Below are 20,967 nucleotides of genomic sequence, written 5' to 3'. Positions count from 1 at the left end.
TGAGCGGGGCGGCTCCGGGCCGGTCCAAGAGGTTTGGCCCGCTTGCGAGTTTGCTTGACGTTCCTCCGGAAAAGCCACAATTGCCTTGCTTTCCAAGGGCAGTGACGCATCTCACTCTTGAATCAAGCACTACGGATGTCGTTCCGCCGTCTCACCCTGGGAAGGCCCTTGGACTCACCACCCGGACGTCACCCGCAAGCCAACCAACCGCGAGGGAGCAGGCGTTGTCCACTGTCATCGACCAGGCCGTTCAGGCACGGCTTATCGCTTCGGCCGCCCGGCCCCGTGCGGTTCCCGCCCATCTGCGCTATGCGCGTACCGATCCTTATGCAGTGCATATCTCCTTTCCGCCGGCCGCCTCGCTGGACGGCGCCGAGGTCGAGTGGGCCTTCGCCCGCGAGCTGCTGGCCAGCGGGCTGCTGACCCCGGCGGGCCGGGGTGATGTCCGGGTGTGGCCGTGCGGGCCGCGGCGCACGGTGCTGGAGTTCCACGCCCAGGAGGGGGTGGCCATGGTGCAGATCGACACCGAGGAGCTGCGCGGCTTCCTGACCGCCTCCTACACCCTGGTACCGGCCGGCGGGGAGGCCGGGCTGGTGGATGTGGACTCCGAGGTGGCCGCGCTGCTGCGGCAGGCCTGATGAGGCGGGCGCCGGGAGGTCAGCGCAGATATACGCTCCAGTCGGTGCCCGGCAGCGGGTGCCGGTGCCAGTGGCGGGCGTACGGCGGCAGATAGCCGTCGGCCGGGTCGAAGAGTACGGCGAGGGGTTCCGCGGCCGCGGCGCGGAGCAGGCCGGCGGTGGTGGTGGAGCGGTTGTTGCCCATGGTCTGGGCCGAGGTGCAGCCCGCCTCATAGCCGATGGGCTGGGCGCGCGGCCCGGTGACCAGACAGGGCGCCGCCACCCCCAGGCGGTTCAGCTCCCGGGCGGCGCGCCGGTAACGCACCGCGGTGTCCCGGGCGTCGGCGGCGTTGTAGCGCAACTCCTTGACCTGTACGGCGAGATGGCCGGCGAACACCGCGCAGAGCAGCAGGGCGACCAGTGAGCGCCGGCGCGGGGCCGGCATGGCCCGTACCGCGCGGACGGTGAGGTCGGCGACCGGCAGGGCGAGCAGGGCGTAGCAGGGGAGCAGGAAGCGGGGGGCGGCGTAGTCCAGCAGCAGCAGATAGGGCACGGCCAGGGAGAGCGCACCGGCGACCGGGAGGACGATCGCGGCCCGGTCCGGGCGGCGGGCGGCCAACGCACAGGCGGCCAGGGCGAGTACGGGCAGCAGCAGCCACCACAGGGTATGGGTCACCGGTGGCGCGGCTATATGGCAGGGGCGGCACAGCTGGGGTCCGTCCAGGCTGCGGAAGGCGGCCCGCACCCCGGCGCCCAGGGCGCGGCCCATGCCGCCCTCGGTGTCGCTGGAATCGGATAGCCGCTTAAGGATGCCACCGAAGCGGACATATGCCTCGATGGCCCACTGGAGCCCGCCCAGCGCCAGCCCGCCGAGGACGGCGCCGGCCGCTGCCGGACGGCGCCAGGGCCGGGCCAGCGCACAGGCGGCCAGCAGGGGGAAGGACAGCCAGACGCCGTCCGGGGCACGCAGCAGGGTGGCGGCGGCGAGGGTGGCGGTCAGCCGGAAAAGCGCCTTGCGGCGCTCCGGTGCGCCGGTGCGGGCGCGCAGAAACCAGCCGGTGGCGGCCACCGCGGTGAACGCCAGCCAGAGGTTGGGCATCACCTCCGGACCGCTGAGCACGGTGATCCACAGGGTGGCGAACAGCAGGGCCGCCAGGGCCACCCGGCCCTTGCCGAGCAGGGGTTCCCACACCTTGAACGCGGCGTAGAGGGCGGCCGCGGAGAGCAGGGCCAGGGCGATGCGCAGGGTGAGTACGGAGGAGGTGACGGCGATCAGCGGGGAGACGAGCAGGGTGATGCCCCGGGAGCGGGGGGCGCTGAAGTAGGCGGCGGGATGGCGGGGATCGACCTGGGAGAGGTAGACGGTCTCATCCCAGCCGAGGTCCATATGTACGACGGCGTAGCAGAGTTGCAGTACCGCAAAGCCGGCGGCGACTGCGAGAAGGGGGACGGTGGCGCGGTACTTGGCCATGGCTCGTTGTACCGCATCAAGCTGTGGGCCGTGCGGGCGGTCACCCCTCCACGCGGTCCCGGGAGACGGTGATCTCCCGCTCCGCGGCCGAACGGTCGCCCCAGCAGGCGCCGTCCACCGACTTCCCCGGCTCCAGTTCCTTGTAGACCTCGAAGAAGTGCTGGATCTCCAGCCGGTCGAATTGCTGCAAGTGCCGCAGATCACGCAGGTGTTCCTGGCGGGGGTCGGCGGCAGGGACACACAACACCTTGATGTCCTCGCCCTGTTCATCGTGCATCCGGAACATCCCGATCGCCCGGCAGCGGATCACCACACCCGGGAAGGTGGGTTCACCGCTCGCCAGCACCAGGGCGTCCAGCGGCTCCCCGTCGGCGCCCAGGGTGCCTTCGATATAGCCGTAGTCGGCGGGGTAGCGGGTGGAGGTGAACAGCAGCCGGTCCAGGCGGATACGGCCCCGTTCATGGTCCATCTCGTATTTGTTGCGGCTGCCTTGCGGGATTTCCACCACGACGTCGAAGTCCATGGGCGCTCCTCCTCAGGGGTCGGCAGCCCCATGGTGGCGCGGGGCGCACGCCCGCACCACGGCCCGAACGGACTGGTCCTCAGGCGACTTCGAACCACAGCGGACGGTCATCCGGCGGGGGCGCGTCCGGGCTCTGGGCACCCGGGCCTCCGGCTCCCGGCCGGTCAGCGGGACGGGTCCGGACCAGGGCCCGGGGGCGGAATCCGGCTCGGGGGCCGAATCCGGCCTGAGGGCGGCATCCGGCTGGAGGGCCGGATCCGGCTCGGGCACGGACACCAGCACGGGCACGGGGCCCAACTCCGCGGCGGGGTCCTGCTCCGCGGTGAGGCCCGGCCCCGTGGCGGGATCCGACGCGGCGGGGCCCAACTCCGCGGTGATGCCTGGCTCCTGGGCGGCCAGTTCCGCTTCGCGGAAGGTCAGCACCACAACACCGGCCGCGGTCACCGCTCCCGCCAGTAAGGCCAGCAGGCCGCCGGTGAGCCCGTACCGGAAGGCCTCGCCCAGCACCAGAGTGCCCACGGCCGCCGCCACCACCGGGTTGACCACGGTCAGGGTGGCCAGCGGGGCCGCCAGCCCGGCGCCACGGTAGGCGGCCTGGGAGATCAGCATGCCCGCGGGGGCCAGCAGCGCTATGGCGCCCAGGCTCACCCCCAGCGCGGCGGGGTGATGGTCGGTGAGGTCCTCGGCGACCGCCTTGGTGAACACCGAGGCCATGCCGAAGGCGGCGCCCGCCGCGGTGGCCAGCACCACCCCCCGTACCACCGGGCGCCGCATCCAGTGCGCGGCGAGCATCAGCCCGGCCATCGCACCGAGCACCGCCAGCGCGAGCGCGGGGCGCTCGGAGCCGGCGAGGTGCTCGGTGCGCGGCGGGCCGGTCAGGGTGAGCAGCCCGGCCAGCCCGGCGGTGGCCAGTAAGGCCCCCCGCCAGCCGGCCGCCCCGACCGGGCGGCGGACGAACCAGGCGGCCATGGGCAGCGCAAAGACTATGGTCAGCGCCCCCAGTGGCTGCACCACACTCAACGGACCGTAGGCCAGTGCCAGAACATGCAGGCCCGCGCCCAGGGCGGTGAGCGCCACCGCGCCCCACCAGCCGGGGCGGCGCAGCGCCTGCCGGGCACCGCCGCCGGGGAGGGCGGCGATGCGCTCCTGCACTATGGCGGCGGCCGCGTAACAGACGGCGGACACCAGGCAGAGCAGCACCGAGAGCGTCAGTGCGCTCACGACTCGCCTCTGCGGTCCGTAGCGTGGTCGTCCATACCTCCCACCATGCCGCGCCCCGCCCGTTCCGTCGTCGTTCCTGGGTACGGGGTTGTTCCTACTCCTGGGGGAGTACGGGTACCGGGTTCCCTAGGGGACAGCATTCCGCGTATTTCGCCTACGCAGGGATTTATGGCTGGAAAATCGGTTGCGTTCCGCCGGGCACCCATGGAATGTCTTGAGGGTCAAATCGGGCCATAGGCAGGCATTTACGGGGGGACGCTTCAATGTCCGGCACATCCGATCCTTGGCATGCGCACTCTTTCAAGGGAATGGCGGAGCCCTTCCACATCCCCGACATCGACGGAACAGCCCGCCCCGCCCGGCGCGAGCCATGGACCGGGCACCGGCTGGGGGTCGATCGGCGAACTCTACGCGGCCATCCGGCGGGGGCTGCCGCGGGTGCCCGGCCTGCACGGCCGGTTGCTGCCCTGGAGCCCGGCCAGGCCGCGGAGATACTCGCCTTCCATGCCGATTTCTTCCATTTCTGCCATCGGAACGGACCGCAGCGGACGGAAGGACCCCCATGAGCTCCACGGGCTCCATGGCTTCCAGGGCCTCCACGGCCTCCACGACCGAGGCCGAGACGGATGTACTGATCGTGGGTGCCGGACCGGTGGGGCTGGCGCTGGCGCTGGACCTCGTCTGGCGCCGGGTGCCCTGCATCGTGCTGGAGGAGACGGACGGGCAGGTCACCCACCCCAAGGTCGGTACGGTGGGCCCCCGTTCCATGGAGTTCTTCCGCCGCTGGGGCCTGGCGCATGCCATCCGCACCGCCGGCTGGCCCGGCGACCATCCGCTGGATGTGGTGTGGACCACCGCGCTGGGCGGCCATGAGATCCACCGGCTGCGCTTCGGCAGCTGTGACACCCGCCCGCCGCTGCCCTACACCCCCGAGCCGGAACAGGTCTGTCCCCAGCACTGGTTGTCCCCGCTGCTCACTCACGCCGTAGGGGTGCACCCGGAGGGGCCGCTGCGCCCGCGCTGCCGGCTGGATTCCGTTATCCAGCACCCGGACGCGGTCACCGCCTCGGCCACCGACCTCACCGACGGCTCCCAGCTGAAGTTCCGCTCCCGCTATCTGGTGGGCTGCGACGGCGCCTCCTCCGCCGTACGGAAGAGCTGTGACATAGCGGCACCGGCCTTCCATCCCACCCGGGTGTTCCGCAATATCCTCTTCCGGGCGCCGCTGCTGCGCGAGCGGATGGGCGAGCGGGGCGCGCTGGTGTACTTCCTGGCCCAACCACCGGATCTGCGCTCTCTCTTGCGAGCCATGGACGGGCGGGAACTGTACCGGCTCACGGTGTCGGCGGAGACCACTCCCGACGAGGCAGCGGCCTCCCTGATCCGGCGCGCGGTTGCCCTGGACACTCCGCTGGAGTTCCTCACCGAGCACCACTGGCACCTCACCCACCGGGTGGCCGAGCGCTTCCGCGACGACCGGGTGCTGCTGGCGGGCGACGCGGCACACGCCCTCTCCCCCTCCGGGGGCTTCGGCATGAACACCGGCATCTGTGACGCCGCCGACCTGGGCTGGAAGCTCGCCGCCCAGCTCGCGGGCTGGGCGGGCCCGGCGCTGCTGGACTCCTATGACACCGAGCGCCGCCCGGTCGCCGAACTCAGCCTGCTGGAGGCCAACACCCATCTGCGCCGCACCCTGCGCCGCGAACTGCCCCCGGAGATCGTGCTGAACACCCCGGAGGGGGCCAGGGCCAGGGCACGGCTGGCTCAGCGACTCCAAGCCAGTGGCGTGTGCCGGGAGTTCGAGGCGCCCGATGTGCACTTCGGCTTCCGCTACACCTCGCCGGTGATCATCGGGGATGCCCAGGACAGCGATGGCGACTGGCGCACCGCGGCGCTGCCGGGCGGGCGGGCCCCGCACGCCTGGCTGAGCGGCGGCACCTCGGTACTGGATCTGTTCGGCCCGGCGTTCCGGCTGTTGTGCTTCGCCGACTCCGAGCGGCTGGGGGGCTTTGAGTCGGCCTTCGCGGACCGCCGGGTGCCGCTGCTGACGGCAAGATGCCATGACCGGACGGTGGCCGGGCTCTATGGCCGGCCCTTTGTCCTGGTACGGCCGGACGGGCATGTGGCCTGGCGCGGCCGCCGGCTGCCGCCGGATCCCGCCCTGCTGGCCGACACCGTAAGGGGTGCCCGGTGAACTCACCCGGTCTTCCCGGTCCGCTCCGGGCCTCGGAGATTCCGCCCGCCGACCCCTACCCGGTCCACCGGCGCTACCGGGCGGCGGACCCGGTGCACCGGGCCGAGGGCGCCTGGTTTCTGTTCCGGCACCGGGATGTGGCCCGGGTGCTCACCGACCGCGCCTTCGGCCGGGCGCGCTGCCCGCCCCCATCCCCCGCCAATGCCCCCGGCTGCGGCGGACGGTGAGCAGCTGGATGGTCTTTATGGACCCGCCCCGGCATACCGTGGTGCGTGCGCCGGCGGCCAGGGCATTCACCCCGCGCAGCCGCACCAGGGCTCCGCCGCCCTCCGCCCGTACCCCGGTCACCTTTGGTGGACCACCGTACGTCCGGCCCGAGTTGGCGCAGCCGGTTCCGCAACAGCCGCTCACTGGCGTCCTGTTCAATGGGCAGCAGCCCGGGAAAGGCGGTGTCCGCCATCCCCATCCGGTGCCGGGCGACCAGCCGGCCCCGCAGATGCAACTCCGCCCGGGCCAGCGGCAGCCCCTGGGCCAGAAATGGGCGCCTCCCCCGGTGCGGCGGCTGAGCCGTCGCTGCCCCGATTGTGCGGGCAGCGGGAGGTGCTCCTCAACTCTCAGCCGCGCGGCGAGAGCTCCGCCATCGCCGACCAACCCCGCTGCTCCAGCTCGACGTTGATGATCTCCGGGGTGGTGGCGATCAGCTCCGGCATCCAGGCCATGGCGGTCTTGAAGTGCTCGGAGTTCACATGCTCCGCACCGGCCTCGGCCGACTCGAACGCCTCCAGCAGGACGAACTGGTGGGGGTTGTCCACGCTGCGGGACCAGTCGAAGAAGAGATTGCCCGGCTCGTTGCGGGTGGCCCGGGTGAAGTCCTGGACGCGGTTGAGCCACTCCTCGCTGTACTCGGGGCGGATGGTGAACCGCACGGCGATGAAGATCATGAGTGCTGCTCCTGATGGATACGGACGATGGATACGGACGACCGGTACCCACGATGGATACGGACCGCGGCTCGCCGGTCGAGCCGTCTCCCATCCTTGCCCCTGCCGGGCGGCGCCGCGAACGCGGCGGCCAGGATTCCGGGAGTGCCGGAAAGAACGGCGCCCCTACGGCAAGGAACCCCGGCCCACCGGGCCGGGGTTCCCTTATATCGTCCAGGCAGCAGCCCGCCTCAGTCCTGCGCCTCCGCCGACACCGGCTTGGGGATCAGGAAGGAGGTGGCGATGGCCAGCGCCAGGATGACCACACCCGCGATCATGCTGGCGGTGTACCCGGCCGAGGAGCTCGAACCGGCGGGCGCCACCGCGGTGTTGACCGCGTAGAGCAGCGCAAAGCTCAGGCCCGCGCCCAGGTTGAACGCACCGGCGTTCAGGCCGGGCAGGAAGCCCGGGTTGTCGTCGGGCGAAAGCACCACGCCCAGACCGTTGAGCACGATGTTGGCCACGCCCGCGTAGGTGATGCCCACCAGGATGGAGCCCGCCAGCAGCAGCAGTTCCGAGTGCGCGGGCAGCGTGACGATCATCAGCAGTACCGAACCCACGGAGCCGATCAGGCCCAGTCGCAGCACCCGGCCGTACCCGAAGGTCGCGGCCAGGCGGCCGGCCACCGGGCCCATGGCCAGTCCGGCCAGGGCATAGGGGGTGAGCGTCCACCAGGCGGACTGCTCGGCGCCCATGCCCAGACCCACCGTGGCGTCCTGGGCGAAGGCCGGGATCAGGCCGTTCATCACCGCGAACACACCGGTCATGGTGAGCACCGTGGTCAGCAGGATGGACCAGGTGGAGCGCTGCTTGAGGTGATGGGTGGCGACCAGCGGATGGCCGCTGCGGCCCTCGGTCCGCCAGAACAGGGCGAAGGCCACGGCGGCGACCACGGTGAGCCCGGCGACCAGGCCCCAGTCGGCGGCGGCCAGCTTCCCGGCCTCGTTCAGCGCGGTCAGCAGCGAACCGACCGAGACCACCAGCAGGACCACACCGGGCCAGTCCATCCGCCCGGCCCCCTCGACCTTGCTCTCCGGGGTCATGGTGCCGGCCATCACGGTGGCGAGGGCCGCCACCACTGCCATGGCCCAGAACACGGCCTGGAAGCCGTGCTTGTCGGCGAGGAAACCGCCGGCCAGCGAGTCCACACCGGCCACACCGCCATTGACCGCGGTGATCGCGCCCAGCAGGGTGCCGTACCGCTTGGGCTCGGTGACCTCGACCCGCAGCATGATCAGACAGAGCGGAACGGTCGGCCCGGAGGCGCCCTGCAGCACCCGGCCGACGAACAGCATCGGCACACTGGTGGCCAGCGCCGCCACCACACAGCCGACGGCCATCATGGCCAGCATTCCCACCAGCACCTTGCGGCGCCCGATGACATCACCGAGCCGCGGCAGGAACAGCGAGAACAGCGCGGCGGAGGTGAAGAACGCGGTCTGGGTGAGCCCCACCTCGGCCGTGCTGGCCCCCAGCTGGTCCTGGATGCTCTTCAGCGCCGGGCTGAGCATGCTGGCGTTGAGCTGGAAGGCGATACAGGCCGTGAGCAGTGCGGTGACCAGGACACCGATGCGGGTGGTGCGGCCGGCCCCGGGCGCACCGGTGGCGCGGTCAATGATCATTTGGTTCAACAGAAGCCCTTGCGCAGCTGAACAGAGGGTTGCGGGTCGCCCCGGAGGGACGGACCTGTGAGGGCCGGAACGGACCGGATAAATCCGGGCACACCATCAGCCCTCGAACAAAGGTACCGTTCTCTGGACATACCCCTAGGGCCAGTGGTCCCATGACGGCTGAGCGCTTGGTCACATCGGCGCGCTGGTCACACCGGCCCCCAAAAACAAAAGGACCCCAGCTCAGCTGGGGTCCTCTCCGGTGTCCGAGGGGGGACTTGAACCCCCACGCCCGATAAAGGGCACTAGCACCTCAAGCTAGCGCGTCTGCCATTCCGCCACCCGGACCAGGTGTCTGTCTCGGCGGGGTGTTCCCCGCGGCGACAGGGATAACTCTACCAAGGTTTCGGAGCGCCTTTCACCAGGGATTTCGTCCCTGGCCCGGGACCGGCGGGGGCGGCCTGAGGGGGCAGCGCGGTCAGGACGTCACGGCATCAGGGGGTCATGGGGTCAGAACGTCACGGCATCAGGTGGTAGTCGGGGAAGTTCCCCGGCAGCCGTTCGCCCGCCGGGCCCTGGGTCACCGCCCGTACCAGCAGCTCACCGCCCACAAAGGCGCCGCGCCAGGAGGCGCCGAAGCCGCCGAAGAGCTCCTCGCGGTCGCCCCGGGAGCGCGGTGTGCCATGGCCGACCTTGAAGGCGCGGATCTGCGGCGCCAGCCGCTGGAAGGTGGCCGGATCGTCACAGGAGAGGGTGGCCACCAGGGCCCCATTGCTGGCGTTCATCGCGGCCAGCAGCTCCGCCTCGGTGTCCACCAGCACGATGGTGTCCACCGGGCCGAAGGGCTCGGCGTGGTGCAGCGGCGAGCTGGAGGGCGGGTTGAGCAGGGTCACCGGTGCCATATAGGCGCTGGTGTCCTGGCCGGGCAGGAAGCGGCCCTGGTCCGGCGCCCCCTGGTGCAGCGGGATGGCGCCCCGGTCGATGGCCTCCGCCACCTGGTCGGTGAGCTCCTTGGCCTTGGCCGCGTTGATCAGCGGCCCGAAGTCCAGCTCGGGCAGGTCGTCGGCGGGCCACTCCACGGCCAGCGGGTGGCCGAACCGCACCGAGCGCACGGCGGGCAGATAGTGCGCCAGGAAGTCCGCGAAGGCGGCCCGCTGCACCACAAAGCGCGGATAGGCGGTGCACCGCTGCTTGGCGTACTCGAAGGTCTTGCGCAGCCGGGGGCCCAGCGACTCCCACTCGGTGAAGTTCCAGATGCCCCAGGTGTTGAGCCCCTCCTGTTCGAGGATGTGCCGTTTGCCCAGGTCGGCGACGGCGGTGGCGACCCGGGCGCCGGTGTCCCGGCCGCCGACGAAGGAGACACAGCCGATCTCCGGCGCCCGTACCAGCGCCTCGGACAGCTCCCCGCCGCTGCCGCTGACCAGGGTGACCGGCAGGCCCTCCCGGGCCATCAGGGCGGCAGCCAGGGTCAGACAGGCCAGCCCGCCATCGGTCGGGGTCTTGGCGATCACCGCATTGCCGGCCAGCATCTGCACCAGCATGGCGTGCGCCAGCACGCTCATCGGGTAGTTCCAGCTGGCGATGTTGGAGACCGGTCCGGCCAGCGGGGCGCGCCCGGCCAGCATCCCCTCGATGCCGGCCACATACCAGCGCACCCCCTCGATGGCCCGGTCCACATCGGCCCGGGCCGCCTTCCAGGGCTTGCCTATCTCCCAGACCAGCAGCAGCGCCAGCAGCTCGCGGTGTTCGTCCAGCCCGTCCAGCGCGGCGCCCACCCGGGCCCTGCGGTCCGCCGGCGGCACCTCCCGCCAGGCACGATGCCGGTCCAGGGCGGCCCGTACCGCCTGCCGGGCGGTGCCCCGGTCCAGCCGGGGCGGCCCGGGGATCGGGGTGCCATCGACGGGGGTGACGGCGGGCAGCGGACGGCCGTCCGCCCGCCAGGCGCCGCCCCAGAGGTTGAGCACCCGGTCTTCCCGGAAGGCCTCCGGGGCGGCCTCCAGGCAGCGCTGCCAGGCGGTGGACCACTCGGCGCCGGGGCGCAGGACCAGGGTGGTGAGGGTGGGTGCCATGGTGTCTCTCCGCTCTCGGTGCACATCGGGGCGGGGCAACAGCACGTACATACCGAACGGTAGCCACCGGGCGGCGCGCCGGAAGACCGCCTGCCCCGGATGAGGCCGATGTCACGCGGGGCGGCGGCCCGGCCAGGGGCGGCGGCAGGGCCCGTACCGGCTACCGGGCGTGGGCGGCGGCAGGGCCCGTACCAGGCCCGGGAGAACGCCGGGAGAGAACGCCCGGGAGAATGGCCGTCCATCATCACAACCAGCAACCGGGGCTGATCAGCAATGGGACGGGTCACCGCACGACGCCGCGTCATCCGCGTCCGGAACGGGGAGGTGAGCGCCCGCCCGGACACCCTGGTGGCCGAGGAGCCGCTGGAGATCCGGCTGAACGGCAAGCCGCTGGCCATCACCATGCGCACCCCGGGCGACGACTTCGCCCTCGCGGCCGGCTTCCTGGTGAGCGAGGGCGTACTGGGCCGGGACGACGAACTGGCCAATATCGTCTACTGCGCGGGCGCCACGGAGGACGGCTCCAACACCTACAACGTGGTGGACGTCCGCCTCGCCCCCGGCGTGCCGGTGCCCGACATCAGCCTGGAACGCAATGTCTACACCACCTCCTCCTGCGGCCTGTGCGGCAAGGCCAGTCTGGACGCGGTACGCACCACCGCCCGCTGGCCGCTGACGGACGGGCCGGAGCCCATGCGGCTGGCCCCCTCCCTGCTGGCCGCCCTGCCCGACCGGCTCCGCGCCGCCCAGCGGGTGTTCGACCGCACCGGCGGACTCCACGCGGCCGCACTGTTCACCCGGGACGGCCAACTCCTGGACATACGCGAGGACGTTGGCCGGCACAACGCGGTGGACAAGCTCATCGGCCGCGCCCTGCAGTCCGGTTCGCTGCCGCTGTCCGGCACGGTGCTGCTGGTCTCGGGCCGTGCCTCCTTCGAACTGGCGCAGAAGGCGGTGATGGCGGGCATCCCGGTCCTGGCAGCGGTCTCGGCCCCCTCCTCGCTCGCCGTTGATCTGGCGGCCGAGACGGGGCTGACGCTGGTGGGGTTTCTGCGGGGGGCGTCGATGAATGTGTATGCGGGGGAGGAGCGGGTGGTTCTGGGGTGAGGGGGACCGACGAAGCCGCTGCCACCCCCTAAGCGCCGGAGCCCTCAGCACCTCCGCCGCGCCAAGACCCCCACCGCACCCCACCATCCCCGCCAACGGTCCACGACGCCAAGCCTGTTCCAGTCCCGGTATCGCACCGGCCATGATCCGCCCCGCAGACCCAGACAGCGCTCCAGCTCGGCCAGGCTCTCCCGCCGCATCCGCCGCACCGCCGGGCGCAGCACCGTGGCCAGCAGTTGCTCACGGGTGTCGTCCCAGAGCGGACCGGCGCCCGGCAGGCTCTGCCAGGCGATGAAACAACGGGCGGCCAGGGCCGGTTCGCGGCGCAGCCGGTGTGCCACGGTCTGCGAGCGCGCCCGCCGTGCATAGCCCGCCAGCAGGCCGGGATCGCCGGAGCGCACCAGCGCCGGCAGTTCGTCCAGGCCGTCCGCGCCCAGCAGCAGCCGGTCGGCGAGTGCGGTGGCCGACCGCCGGGCGATGCCCGGCTCCAACGGGCGGGCCCGGGCGGTCAGAACGGTCATCCGGCCGGTGAACCCCGGTGCCGCCAGGTCGGTTTCCAGCCGCCCGGCCTCTTCCAGCAGCCGCAGCGCGGCCCCTTGCCTGGTACTGGTCCGCGCCATGCCGTGCCGTAACAGGGCGCCGGCCAGTCGAGGGGCGTCACGGTCGTCGGGAGCGCTGTCCAGCGCCGCGCGGAGGAACGTCTCGTCAAGGCCCGCCGCCCGCAGGGCGGTCAGCCGGCCCTCGTCCGACCAGCGGTCCAGCAACCGGCCCGCCTCTCCCGCCGTGATCGGAGCGTCACCCCACACCAGGTGGAACGCCGCACGCAGCACATCCGGATCATGTTGGTGCGCCGAATCCGCCTTCACCATCAGGGTGTTGAAGAGAACGGCCCGGTCGGCCGGGCCGCGCTCCCGCCGGGCGGCGGCCAGGGCAACGGCCAGCCGCAGATGCGGGTGACCGCTCCCGCCGGCCATGGGCACGGACTCCGGGACCGCGGCGGCCACCGCCGCCACCTCGCCCTTGGCCGCCCGGTGTTCCAGAGCCGTCAACAGTGCGGCGCGCAGCCCCGGATGGGCCTCGGTCATGGTCCAGACGGCGGCACGGTCGGCCGCCGGTTCACCCAGCGCGGCCGCGGTCAGCCGGGCGCAGAGGGCAGGCGGGGCGAACCGCTCGTCCATCCCCAGCGCCCCGGCCAGCCGGAGCAGCCCGGCCAGCCGGTTCACCGGTGTGCCGGCCTCGGTACGGGACAGTTCCTCGCGCAGGTCCCGGGCCAGCCGGATGCCCGCCGGCCGGGCCCGCAGCCGGGCGAAATGACCGGACAGCCGGCCCAGCGCGGCCCACTCCTGCGCGGTACGGGCGGTGTCGGCGGCCGCCAGCGCGGTGACCACCCGGCGCAGCAGCGAGCCGTCCCCGGGGTGTTCCGCCAGCCAACGAGCGGCAGCCGTACGTCCGTTGGCATCCAGCGCAACACCGTCCCGCAGCGCCAGGGCGGCCAGCCGTCCGGCGTCATGCCGGGCCTCCCGGTCGTCGGCGGCGCGCAGCCGGGCCGCCTCGGTGAACAGAGCCGGCCGCCCGGCCAGCAGCACCCGGGCGGCCACCGCCGCCCAGGGGTCGCCGTCCCCGCGGGCGGGGCTGCACGGCCCGCCGGTGCAGTCATGGACGCGATAGCGGCGCTCGGCGGCGACCCGGGCATAGGTGAAGTCCGCGGTGGGGACGGTGCCCACGATCTGCTGCCGGGCCAGCATCGGGCGGCCGGTGTAGGTGGTGAAGGTCAGCCGGTGGGCCAACTCGCGCGGCAGCACGGCACTGGCCACCGCGATCCAGTGCGCGACCTGCCCGCTGTCCTCCTCGATGACCAGCAACTGGGGCGCGTCCGGGCTGCGGAAGAGGGTACGTACGTCCGCCAGGAACCCCTCCAGGCGCTCCGCACGCTTCCCCACGAAGTCCACCAGACCCGCCTTGTCGATGCACCGGGCCGGGACCAGCTCGGCCAGTGGCGCGGGGGCTTGGCCATTGGGCAACCGCTCGGCCCAGGAGGGCGACTCCCAGGCCTCGATGGGCAGCAGCCCGCCGGGCAATGGACCGTCCTGAGGAAGATGCAGGGCGTGCGCGTATACCTGGCGAGGGGCATGACCACCGCCGCCGGCAGTGCAGACCGTACGGCACAGCAGCCGGCTCCCGTCGGACAGCCGATGATGACTGAACGCGACCGGAAATCGGGCGACTTCCTCCGGACTTGACCACCCAGGCGCGTTTGGCGGTGGCTCATAGGCGAGCAGCCTTCCCGCCTCCTCCTCCACCGCCGGGCAGACCCCGGGGCTGACGGCCACAGGACGTAACGCGGAACGATCCGGCCCGGATTGGGAGCCGGACGGGGCGAAGGTGTAGTGCAGTTGCCGGAGGTTCACGCATTCCCCTTCCACGGCTTGCCTACGGACACGGGAGGAGGCGCCGGGCGAGGCTCCGGAAGGACGACATCTTCCCGGAACCCTGCCAACCACCCCTCGTGCGCGGCGAGTTCACCCGAGTCGCGCACCGGCGGTACGGGCAGCTCTCCCGTCAGCGCCCAGCACAACTCCCCAAGGCCACCACCGATCCACCGCACCCCCAGAGACAACCGTGCCCCCACCCCGCGCTCACCGACGCCACCGACGCACAAAACGCCATATCACCAGATCCGCCGACGCGCCGCCGGGGTTTCGGCAAAGGTCAACTCCCGCCGTCAACCGCCTGCCAACCGCCCGTCAACTCCCCTCGCCCTCGGCCTCCTCGGCGATCCGGGCCAGCAGTTCCAGGAAGAGCTCGCGCTCCACCGGAGTGAGCCCGGACAGCAGGGCCTCATTGGCCTCGTCACCGAGCCTGGTGAGCCGGGCCAGCCGGCGGCGGCCTTCCTCGGTGAGGGTGATGGCGTTCTTGCGGCGGTCGGCCGGGTCCGGCTCGCGGGTGATCAACCGCTGCGCCTGGAGGTCATTGAGGATGCCCACCATGTCCTTGGGGTCGAACCCGGTGGTACGGCCCAGCTCGGCCTGGGCGACCGGGCCCAGGTCCGCGACCGCGCAGAGCACCGCATGGTGAGGCATCCGCATGCCGTCCTGCGCCAGGGCCTCGGCCACCAGGCGCCGCCCGCGCGCCGAGGCCCGGTTGAGCAGCCAGCTGGGGAGGGCCTGGATACGGGACAGGGCGGCCGCTTGCCCGGCCTCCTCGGACGACGACTTGACCGCCTTGGCCGCATTGGCAGTCTTTGCCGCCTTGGCCGTCGTGGCCGCCTTGGCCGTCTTGGCCGTCTTGGCCGTCTTCGAAGTCCCCGCTGTCCCAGTCGTCTTCTTGGTCGCCTTCGCCGCTTCTGTCATGGCCAAAGCCTAGCCGGAAATTCATTGGGAGCCCCTACGGAAAACCATTGGACTTCCCAACGGAGTCGGGTATCGTCTTAACCGTTGGGACTCCCAATGAAGAGCCGGCTCCAAGGGGCGGACTCCAGGGAACGGCCCCAACGATCGGGAGCTCCCATGCACTCCGGCGGCAGGCGCCGGCGTGAAGCCAAGGAGGTATGCCATGCGTCGCGTCCGCTATCACCAGAACGGCGGCCCCGAGGTCCTCAAGGTCGAAGAGACCGACACCCCCCGGCCCGGTCCGGGCGAACTGCTGATCCGCAATGAGGCGATCGGCGTCACCCTGCCCGTGGTGCGCAAGGTGCGCGAGGGTGGCCTTGAGCTGCCCGCGAGCCTCGGCGGCGAGGTGGCCGGAGAAGTCGTCGCCATCGGCCCCGAGACCGCCGGCTTCCGGCTCGGCGACCGGGTCACCGGCCTGTGCTTCGGCGACGGCTATGCGGACTACTCCCTGCTGCACACCGCCATGACCACTCCCATCCCCGATGCGGCCAGTGCCGTCGATGCCGTGGCGCTGGTGCGCTCCGGTCTGATCGCCCTCGGCGCCTACCAGGCGGCCAGACCCATGGAGGGCGAGTCGGTGCTGGTGACGGGCGCGGCCAGCGGCGTAGGCCATCTCGCCGTACAGCTCGCCAAGATCTCCGGCGCCGGCCGGGTGGTGGCGGCCGTGGGTCATCCCGAGAAGGCCGGGTTCGTCAAGGCCATGGGCGCGGATGAAGTGGTCACCTACCAGGAGCCTTCCTGGGGCGAGCCGGTCGATATTGTGCTGGACGCCGTCGGCGGCGACCTCCTCTCCCCCGCCCTGGCCGCTCTCGCCCCCGGCGGAAGACTGGTCTTCTTCAGCTCCGGCGGCGGCACCATCCAGGCATACGACCTGCTGGTGGGCGCCAAATCAGCCATCGGCTTCCAGATCGCCCTGATAGCGCGCAATCGGCCCGCGCTGCTGGAGCAGTGGCGGCAGCAGCTGTGGGAGCTCTTCGCCGACGGGCGTCTCCGGCCATCCGTTCATGCCGAGTTGCCGCTGGAGGAGGCCGCAACGGCGCACCGGATCATCGAGTCGCGCGCCAACCGGGGCAAGGTGGTGCTGCGCCCCGTGTGATGCGCCTAACCCCCTTGGAGTGCTTTGGCCTTGTGGTCCTTGTGAGCGGAGAGGGCGCCCCGTACGTTGGCCCACCGGGCATGGCAACGCACGGTGCCCGACTCCACTCCCGTGTCACCACGTATCACCCAGGTGACTGGACGCGCAAAGGACGGGCCATGGCGCCGCCCCCTCGTTCCGGCCACCGCCATGGTGTGCCCGGCTCCCCTATCGCCACCGCCCTGGCGGGCTTGTTGCTCGCCCTGGCCCTCCAGCCGGTGAACGCCACCGCCGCCGACGGCACCCACCAACCACCCTCCTCCCGCCCGGAGTTCGAACAGCAGGTGCTGTTCAAGGCCGGAAGCGAACCGGGCTCCCGCTATGCCTGCTACCGCATCCCGGCCATCGTCACCACCACCAAAGGCACCCTGCTCGCCTTCGCCGAAGGCAGAAAGGACAACTGCGGTGATGCCACCGACATCGACCTGGTCGTCAAACGCTCCACCGACGGCGGCCGCACCTGGAGCCCACCACGCGTGGTCAACGCCGGGCATGGCGACACCCATGGCAATCCGGCGCCCGTGGTGGACCGCCACACCGGCCGGATCATCCTGGCCAGCACCTACAACCAGGGCCGGGAAGACGACCAGAGCTGCCCGGTGCCCTGCGACCGCACCCCGCATATCCAGTTCAGCCAGGACGACGGCCTCAGCTGGTCCCGCCCCCGCGAGGTGACCTCCCAACTCCGGCCGTCCGCCTGGAACTCCTGGTATGCCACCGGCCCCGGGCACGGCATCCAGCTCGCCCGGGGGAAGCACCGCGGCAGGCTGGTGATCGGGGTCAACGCCGAGAGCCATGACGGCAGGCACACCTCCGCCAACCATGCCGCGCTGGCCCTCAGTGACGACGGCGGAGCGCACTGGCGGCTGGGCGCGGTGGACAGCTATCCGGTGGCCCGGGACGACACCTACCGCCAGAAGCCCTCCGAACTCACCCTGGCGGAACGGGAAACGGGCACGGTCTATGTCAACGGCCGTGAACAGGGCGGCACCGACCTGGGCAACCGTGACCAGGCCACCGCCCTGGACGGCGGCGAGCGGTTCGCGGCGCCCTTCCGCGCCCTGCCGGATCTCTACGCCCCCATGGTGCAGGGGTCGGTTCTCCCCCTGCGGCCGGGCCGTTGGCTGCTGTCCCTGCCCGCCGACCCCGACCGCCGGCGCACCATGACCATCCGCTCCTCCTACGACCAGGGACAAAGCTGGGAAGCCGCCGAGCACGGCAGACGGATCACCGCCGACTGGTCCGGCTACTCCGATATGTCGGTGGTCGCCCCCGGCACGGTGGGGCTGCTCTATGAGGCCGGGAAGGCGGATGCCCGCCAGGAGATCCGTTTCGCCCGCTTCACCGAGTCATGGCTGGGTCCCCGGCACCGCCCCGACCCGACCACCCCGGACCGGGCACCGGGCGCTCCGGGGGCGTATGTGATCGGTGGCGTCCGCCGGGTGGCGGGGCGCTTTGGCCCGGCCCTGCGCTTCGACGGGGTGAGCGGGGCGGTGCGCCTGCCGTTCCGGCCGTCACTGCCGCTGGGCGATGGGGAGTTCACCGCCTCACTGTGGTTCCGCTATCGAGCGCTGCGGGGCGAGCAGCCGCTGCTGTGGATGGGCGGGGTGGGCGGTGCGCCGCAAGTGGTGCTGCGGGCTGAGCCCGCGGTGGGGCGGGTCAGCGGGCTGCTGAGCGCGGTCACCGGCCCGGCCCCGGTCCGTACCGCGACCGTGGCCTCCGTACCCACCACGGGCGCTGCCAACGACGGGCGCTGGCACCACCTCGCCCTGCGCCGTGGGGGCGGGCGGCTGGTGCTCACTCTGGACGGGGTCTCCACCGCGGTCCGTGATGTGCCGGGTTCGGTGAGCCGTGGCTCCACCTTTGGGGTGCATCTGGGCCAGAAGCCGGATGGCCGTTCGTTCCTGGCCGGGGATCTGGAGGACGTCCGGGTGTACCGAAGGGCGCTGAGCGAGGGCGAGTTGGCGGCGGTACGGACCACCGGCGAGCCGCCGGCCCGCCGGGACGCAGTGCTCTGGCTCCCCCTGGACCGGATCGACCCGCCGCGTCATTGAACGAGCGGGCACCGTAAGGAGCGCATGTGCGGCACCGCCGCGTGGCCGCGACCGCTCGGGGCGCCCCGTAAGGGGCGCGGGGCGGGTATCACATGCGGCTCCGCCGCGTGCGCGCGACCAGCCACAGACGGCCCGCACTTGAAACGCGACCGAGGGCATGGGGCCGCTCACCAGTGGAACGGCACCCCACCCGCTGGCACGGGTCCAAGATCGGGGCCAACCTGGCCTAGGCAGACGGCGAGTTGGCGGCCTCCCGCGCGATGCGAAGCCGGCCCGCCGAGGGCGTGCCCTCCACCTCACGGGCATAGCGTTTGGCCAGTACCGCGCAGACCATCAGCTGGAGTTGGTGGAAGAGCATCAGCGGCAGCACCGCCAGACTGGCCTCGGCCCCGAACAGCACGGTGGCCATGGGGAGTCCGGCGGCCAGGCTCTTCTTGGAGCCGGCGAAGGTGATGGCGATCCGGTCCTCCCGGCCGAAGCCCATCCGGCGTGAGCCATAACCGGTGAGCGTCAGCATCACCGTCAGCAGCACCGTCTCCACACCCAACAGTGCCAGCAGCCGCCAGGGCGTCACCTGGTGCCAGATTCCGCGCACCATGCCCGCGCTGAAGGCGGTATAGACCACCAGCAGCACCGATCCCCGGTCCACCCGGCCCAATACCTTGCGGTGCCGGGTGAGGAAGCCGCCCACCCAGGGGCGCGCCAACTGCCCGGCCAGGAAGGGCACCAGCAGTTGCAGCACGATCGCCAGCAGCGAGTCCAGCGAGAAGCCCCCGCCGCTGCCGCCCAGCAGCAGTGCGGCCAGCAGCGGGGTGACCACGATGCCCACCAGGCTGGAGAAGGAGCCCGCACAGATGGCGGCCGCCACATTGCCCCGGGCGATGGAGGTGAAGGCGATCGACGACTGGACGGTGGACGGCACCAGGCACAGGAAGAGCAGTCCGGTGTGCAGTTGGGGGGTCAGCACCTGGGGCACCAGCACTCGCGCCGCGAGACCCAGTACCGGGAACACCAGGAAGGTGCAGGCCAGCACGGTCAGATGCAGCCGCCAGTGGCGCATCCCCGCCACCGCTTCCCGGGTGGACAGCCTGGCGCCATAGAGGAAGAACAGCAGCGCCACCGCGCCCTTGGTCACCCCGTCCATGGCATCGGCGGCCGAGCCCCGCACCGGCAGCATCACCGCCACCAGCACGGTGCCCAGCAGGGCGGCTATATACGGATCAATGGGCAGGGCACGGAAAAGTCCTGGTCGGCGCATGCCCCCAGCCTCCACCGCCCCAGGGCCATCGGGAACCCCGTTCAACAAGCTGACTGTTATCACTTCCAGCGATAACCTGGACGCATGTTCGATCCCGGGCAGCTGCGTACCTTCCTCACCGTCGCCCAGACGCTGAGCTTCACCCAGGCCGCGCACCGGCTGGGGGTGCGCCAGTCCACGGTCAGCCAGCAGGTGCGCCGGCTGGAGGAGGCGGCCGGGCGGCAGCTGTTCTCCCGGGACACCCATAGCGTCACCCTCACCGAGGACGGCGAGGCCATGCTGGGCTTCGCCCGCACCATCCTGGAGGCCAATGAGCGGGCGGCCCACTGGTTCGCGGGCACCAGGCTCCGGGGCAGGCTGCGGTTCGGCGCCTCCGAGGACTTTGTACTGACCCGGCTGCCGGAGGTGCTGGAGGACTTCCGCCGGGAGAACCCCGAGGTGGACCTGGAGCTGACGGTGGACCTCTCCGACCCACTCCAGGAGCAGTTGGCGGCCGGCCGCTTCGACCTGGTCCTGGTCAAACGCCACCCCGGCCGGCCGCACGGTCGTCTGGTGTGGCGCGACCGCCTGGTGTGGATCGGCGCCGAGCGGCTGCGTCTGGAGGCGCACCGGCCGCTGCCCCTGGTGGTCTTCCCGCCGCCCGCGGTCACCCGGGCCCGCGCCCTTGAGGTGCTGGAGCGGCACGGCCGCTCCTGGCGGGTGGCCTGCACCAGCCATAGCCTCAGCGGCCTGGTGGCCGCGGCCCGCGCCGGGCTGGGTGTGATGGCGCACACCAGCGGCATGATCCCGCCCGGCCTGCAGCGGGTGCCCGCCCGGGCCGGCCTGCCCGAGCTGGGCGCCATCGATGTGGTGCTGCTGCACGGCCCCGTTCGCGGCGGCACCGGGCACGGCAGCGCCGAGGCCCTGGCCCAGGCAATCCTGGCAGCCGGCGACCGTCTCCAGGGCGCGGCCTGACCCACACGCTCCGCGGCCGCTTTCGGCACCTCAGCCGGTCGGCGACTCGGCCTCGTCCGGCACGCCAGCCGGTCGCCGGGTCGGCCCCTCCCGGGATGCCGGCCGGTCACCGGGTCGGCCGCTCGCGGCGCGTCAGCCGGTCGGCTCGTCGCCTGCTCCCGGCACGTCAACAGTGCAGCCAGTCAACCGATCCGGCGGGGAACCGATCCGGCGCGTCAGCCGGTCGCCGGGTCCGCCGCTCGCGGCGCGTCAGCCGGTCGGCTCGTCGCCCCTCCCGGCGCGTCAACAGTTCAGCCAGTCAACGATCCGGCAAGTCAACCCAACCGGCGGCTCAGCCGATCCGGCGGGCAACCGATCCAGCGCGTCAGCCGGTCGCCAGGTCAGC

General features: G+C 71.9%; 16 protein-coding genes and 1 tRNA gene. 7 read left to right on the top strand and 10 right to left on the bottom strand.

Going from position 1 to position 20,967, the window contains the following annotated elements; genetic code table 11:
- Positions 1–224 precede the first annotated feature (224 nt).
- The gene (ssgD, locus tag CV755_RS10100; protein WP_109279835.1) at positions 225–638 is read left to right on the top strand and encodes a spore wall synthesis regulator SsgD; all 414 of its coding nucleotides are present in this window, start codon (positions 225–227) and stop codon (positions 636–638) included.
- Between the two features lie 19 nt (positions 639–657).
- Here the strand turns inward: ssgD and CV755_RS10095 are convergent, their stop codons facing one another.
- The 3 genes from CV755_RS10095 to CV755_RS10085 are packed head-to-tail and all read right to left on the bottom strand — an operon-like array spanning position 658 to position 3,832.
- Entirely contained in the window at positions 658–2,088 is a 1,431-nt protein-coding gene (locus CV755_RS10095) for a hypothetical protein (RefSeq protein WP_109279834.1), read from the bottom strand.
- Positions 2,089–2,128: 40 nt separating this feature from the next.
- Complete coding sequence (locus tag CV755_RS10090) at positions 2,129–2,611, bottom strand: inorganic diphosphatase (RefSeq protein ID WP_109279833.1); 483 nt, start codon at positions 2,609–2,611, stop codon at positions 2,129–2,131.
- Between the two features lie 12 nt (positions 2,612–2,623).
- Positions 2,624–3,832 carry a DMT family transporter gene (locus CV755_RS10085; protein ID WP_109279832.1) on the bottom strand — a complete coding sequence of 403 codons (1,209 nt, stop codon included), beginning with the start codon at positions 3,830–3,832 and terminating at the stop codon, positions 2,624–2,626.
- A 562-nt stretch (positions 3,833–4,394) separates the two neighbouring features.
- Between CV755_RS10085 and CV755_RS10080 the strand changes: the two genes are divergently transcribed.
- Together CV755_RS10080 and CV755_RS10075 are read left to right on the top strand one after the other, a co-directional pair.
- Positions 4,395–6,026: an FAD-dependent monooxygenase gene (locus CV755_RS10080; protein WP_241561095.1), complete on the top strand. Its 1,632-nt coding sequence runs from the start codon at positions 4,395–4,397 to the stop codon at positions 6,024–6,026.
- Positions 6,023–6,253 (top strand): hypothetical protein, encoded by a 231-nt coding sequence (locus tag CV755_RS10075; RefSeq protein WP_109279831.1) that lies wholly within the window; start codon positions 6,023–6,025, stop codon positions 6,251–6,253. Before CV755_RS10080 ends, CV755_RS10075 begins: the two co-directional genes overlap by 4 nt.
- Positions 6,254–6,640: 387 nt before the next feature.
- On the opposite strand, the gene CV755_RS10070 is transcribed toward CV755_RS10075, so the two are convergent.
- From CV755_RS10070 to CV755_RS10055, 4 genes are all read right to left on the bottom strand, one after another.
- Positions 6,641–6,967 carry a putative quinol monooxygenase gene (locus CV755_RS10070; RefSeq protein ID WP_109279830.1) on the bottom strand — a complete coding sequence of 109 codons (327 nt, stop codon included), beginning with the start codon at positions 6,965–6,967 and terminating at the stop codon, positions 6,641–6,643.
- A 230-nt stretch (positions 6,968–7,197) separates the two neighbouring features.
- Positions 7,198–8,628, bottom strand: coding sequence for a uridine transporter UriT (uriT, locus tag CV755_RS10065; protein WP_109279829.1), 1,431 nt, complete (start codon positions 8,626–8,628; stop codon positions 7,198–7,200).
- Positions 8,629–8,879: 251 nt separating this feature from the next.
- Positions 8,880–8,964 (bottom strand) — tRNA-Leu (locus CV755_RS10060).
- 170 nt (positions 8,965–9,134) lie between these two features.
- Entirely contained in the window at positions 9,135–10,685 is a 1,551-nt protein-coding gene (locus CV755_RS10055; protein WP_109279828.1) for an aldehyde dehydrogenase family protein, read from the bottom strand.
- 273 nt (positions 10,686–10,958) lie between these two features.
- On the opposite strand from CV755_RS10055, the gene fdhD reads away from it, so the two are divergent.
- Entirely contained in the window at positions 10,959–11,792 is an 834-nt protein-coding gene (fdhD, locus tag CV755_RS10050; protein WP_109279827.1) for a formate dehydrogenase accessory sulfurtransferase FdhD, read from the top strand.
- Positions 11,793–11,836: 44 nt separating this feature from the next.
- Here fdhD and CV755_RS10045 read toward each other — a convergent pair whose 3' ends face one another.
- Positions 11,837–14,200, bottom strand: a complete 2,364-nt coding sequence (locus CV755_RS10045) for a GTPase-associated protein 1-related protein (RefSeq protein ID WP_241561094.1) — start codon at positions 14,198–14,200, stop codon at positions 11,837–11,839.
- A 336-nt stretch (positions 14,201–14,536) separates the two neighbouring features.
- On the bottom strand, positions 14,537–14,971 hold the full coding sequence (locus CV755_RS10040; RefSeq protein WP_109279915.1) for a MarR family winged helix-turn-helix transcriptional regulator: 435 nt from the start codon (positions 14,969–14,971) through the stop codon (positions 14,537–14,539).
- 373 nt (positions 14,972–15,344) lie between these two features.
- Here CV755_RS10040 and CV755_RS10035 point away from each other — a divergent pair, with 373 nt between their 5' ends.
- Positions 15,345–16,277 carry a quinone oxidoreductase family protein gene (locus tag CV755_RS10035; protein ID WP_109279825.1) on the top strand — a complete coding sequence of 311 codons (933 nt, stop codon included), beginning with the start codon at positions 15,345–15,347 and terminating at the stop codon, positions 16,275–16,277.
- Between the two features lie 158 nt (positions 16,278–16,435).
- Positions 16,436–18,370, top strand: coding sequence for a sialidase family protein (locus CV755_RS10030; protein WP_109279824.1), 1,935 nt, complete (start codon positions 16,436–16,438; stop codon positions 18,368–18,370).
- A gap of 226 nt (positions 18,371–18,596) precedes the next feature.
- Here CV755_RS10030 and CV755_RS10025 read toward each other — a convergent pair whose 3' ends face one another.
- Positions 18,597–19,628: a bile acid:sodium symporter family protein gene (locus CV755_RS10025; protein ID WP_193553386.1), complete on the bottom strand. Its 1,032-nt coding sequence runs from the start codon at positions 19,626–19,628 to the stop codon at positions 18,597–18,599.
- Between the two features lie 84 nt (positions 19,629–19,712).
- On the opposite strand from CV755_RS10025, the gene CV755_RS10020 reads away from it, so the two are divergent.
- Positions 19,713–20,582, top strand: a complete 870-nt coding sequence (locus tag CV755_RS10020; protein WP_109279823.1) for a LysR family transcriptional regulator — start codon at positions 19,713–19,715, stop codon at positions 20,580–20,582.
- Positions 20,583–20,967: the final 385 nt, after the last annotated feature.

The organism is Streptomyces orinoci (assembly GCF_003121295.1).
GTDB lineage: Bacteria > Actinomycetota > Actinomycetes > Streptomycetales > Streptomycetaceae > Streptomyces > Streptomyces orinoci.
This window is presented reverse-complemented; position numbering and strand designations above follow the sequence as displayed.

Bases quoted from the DNA above. Each gene is read 5' to 3' on its own strand.
- fdhD (WP_109279827.1), top strand. From the start codon at position 10,959: ATGGGACGGGTCACCGCACGACGCCGCGTCATCCGCGTCCGGAACGGG.
- uriT (WP_109279829.1), bottom strand. From the start codon at position 8,628: ATGATCATTGACCGCGCCACCGGTGCGCCCGGGGCCGGCCGCACCACC.
- CV755_RS10055 (WP_109279828.1), bottom strand. From the start codon at position 10,685: ATGGCACCCACCCTCACCACCCTGGTCCTGCGCCCCGGCGCCGAGTGG.
- CV755_RS10030 (WP_109279824.1), top strand. From the start codon at position 16,436: ATGGCGCCGCCCCCTCGTTCCGGCCACCGCCATGGTGTGCCCGGCTCC.
- CV755_RS10090 (WP_109279833.1), bottom strand. From the start codon at position 2,611: ATGGACTTCGACGTCGTGGTGGAAATCCCGCAAGGCAGCCGCAACAAA.
- CV755_RS10080 (WP_241561095.1), top strand. From the start codon at position 4,395: ATGAGCTCCACGGGCTCCATGGCTTCCAGGGCCTCCACGGCCTCCACG.
- CV755_RS10020 (WP_109279823.1), top strand. From the start codon at position 19,713: ATGTTCGATCCCGGGCAGCTGCGTACCTTCCTCACCGTCGCCCAGACG.
- CV755_RS10035 (WP_109279825.1), top strand. From the start codon at position 15,345: ATGCGTCGCGTCCGCTATCACCAGAACGGCGGCCCCGAGGTCCTCAAG.
- CV755_RS10095 (WP_109279834.1), bottom strand. From the start codon at position 2,088: ATGGCCAAGTACCGCGCCACCGTCCCCCTTCTCGCAGTCGCCGCCGGC.
- CV755_RS10025 (WP_193553386.1), bottom strand. From the start codon at position 19,628: ATGCGCCGACCAGGACTTTTCCGTGCCCTGCCCATTGATCCGTATATA.
- CV755_RS10070 (WP_109279830.1), bottom strand. From the start codon at position 6,967: ATGATCTTCATCGCCGTGCGGTTCACCATCCGCCCCGAGTACAGCGAG.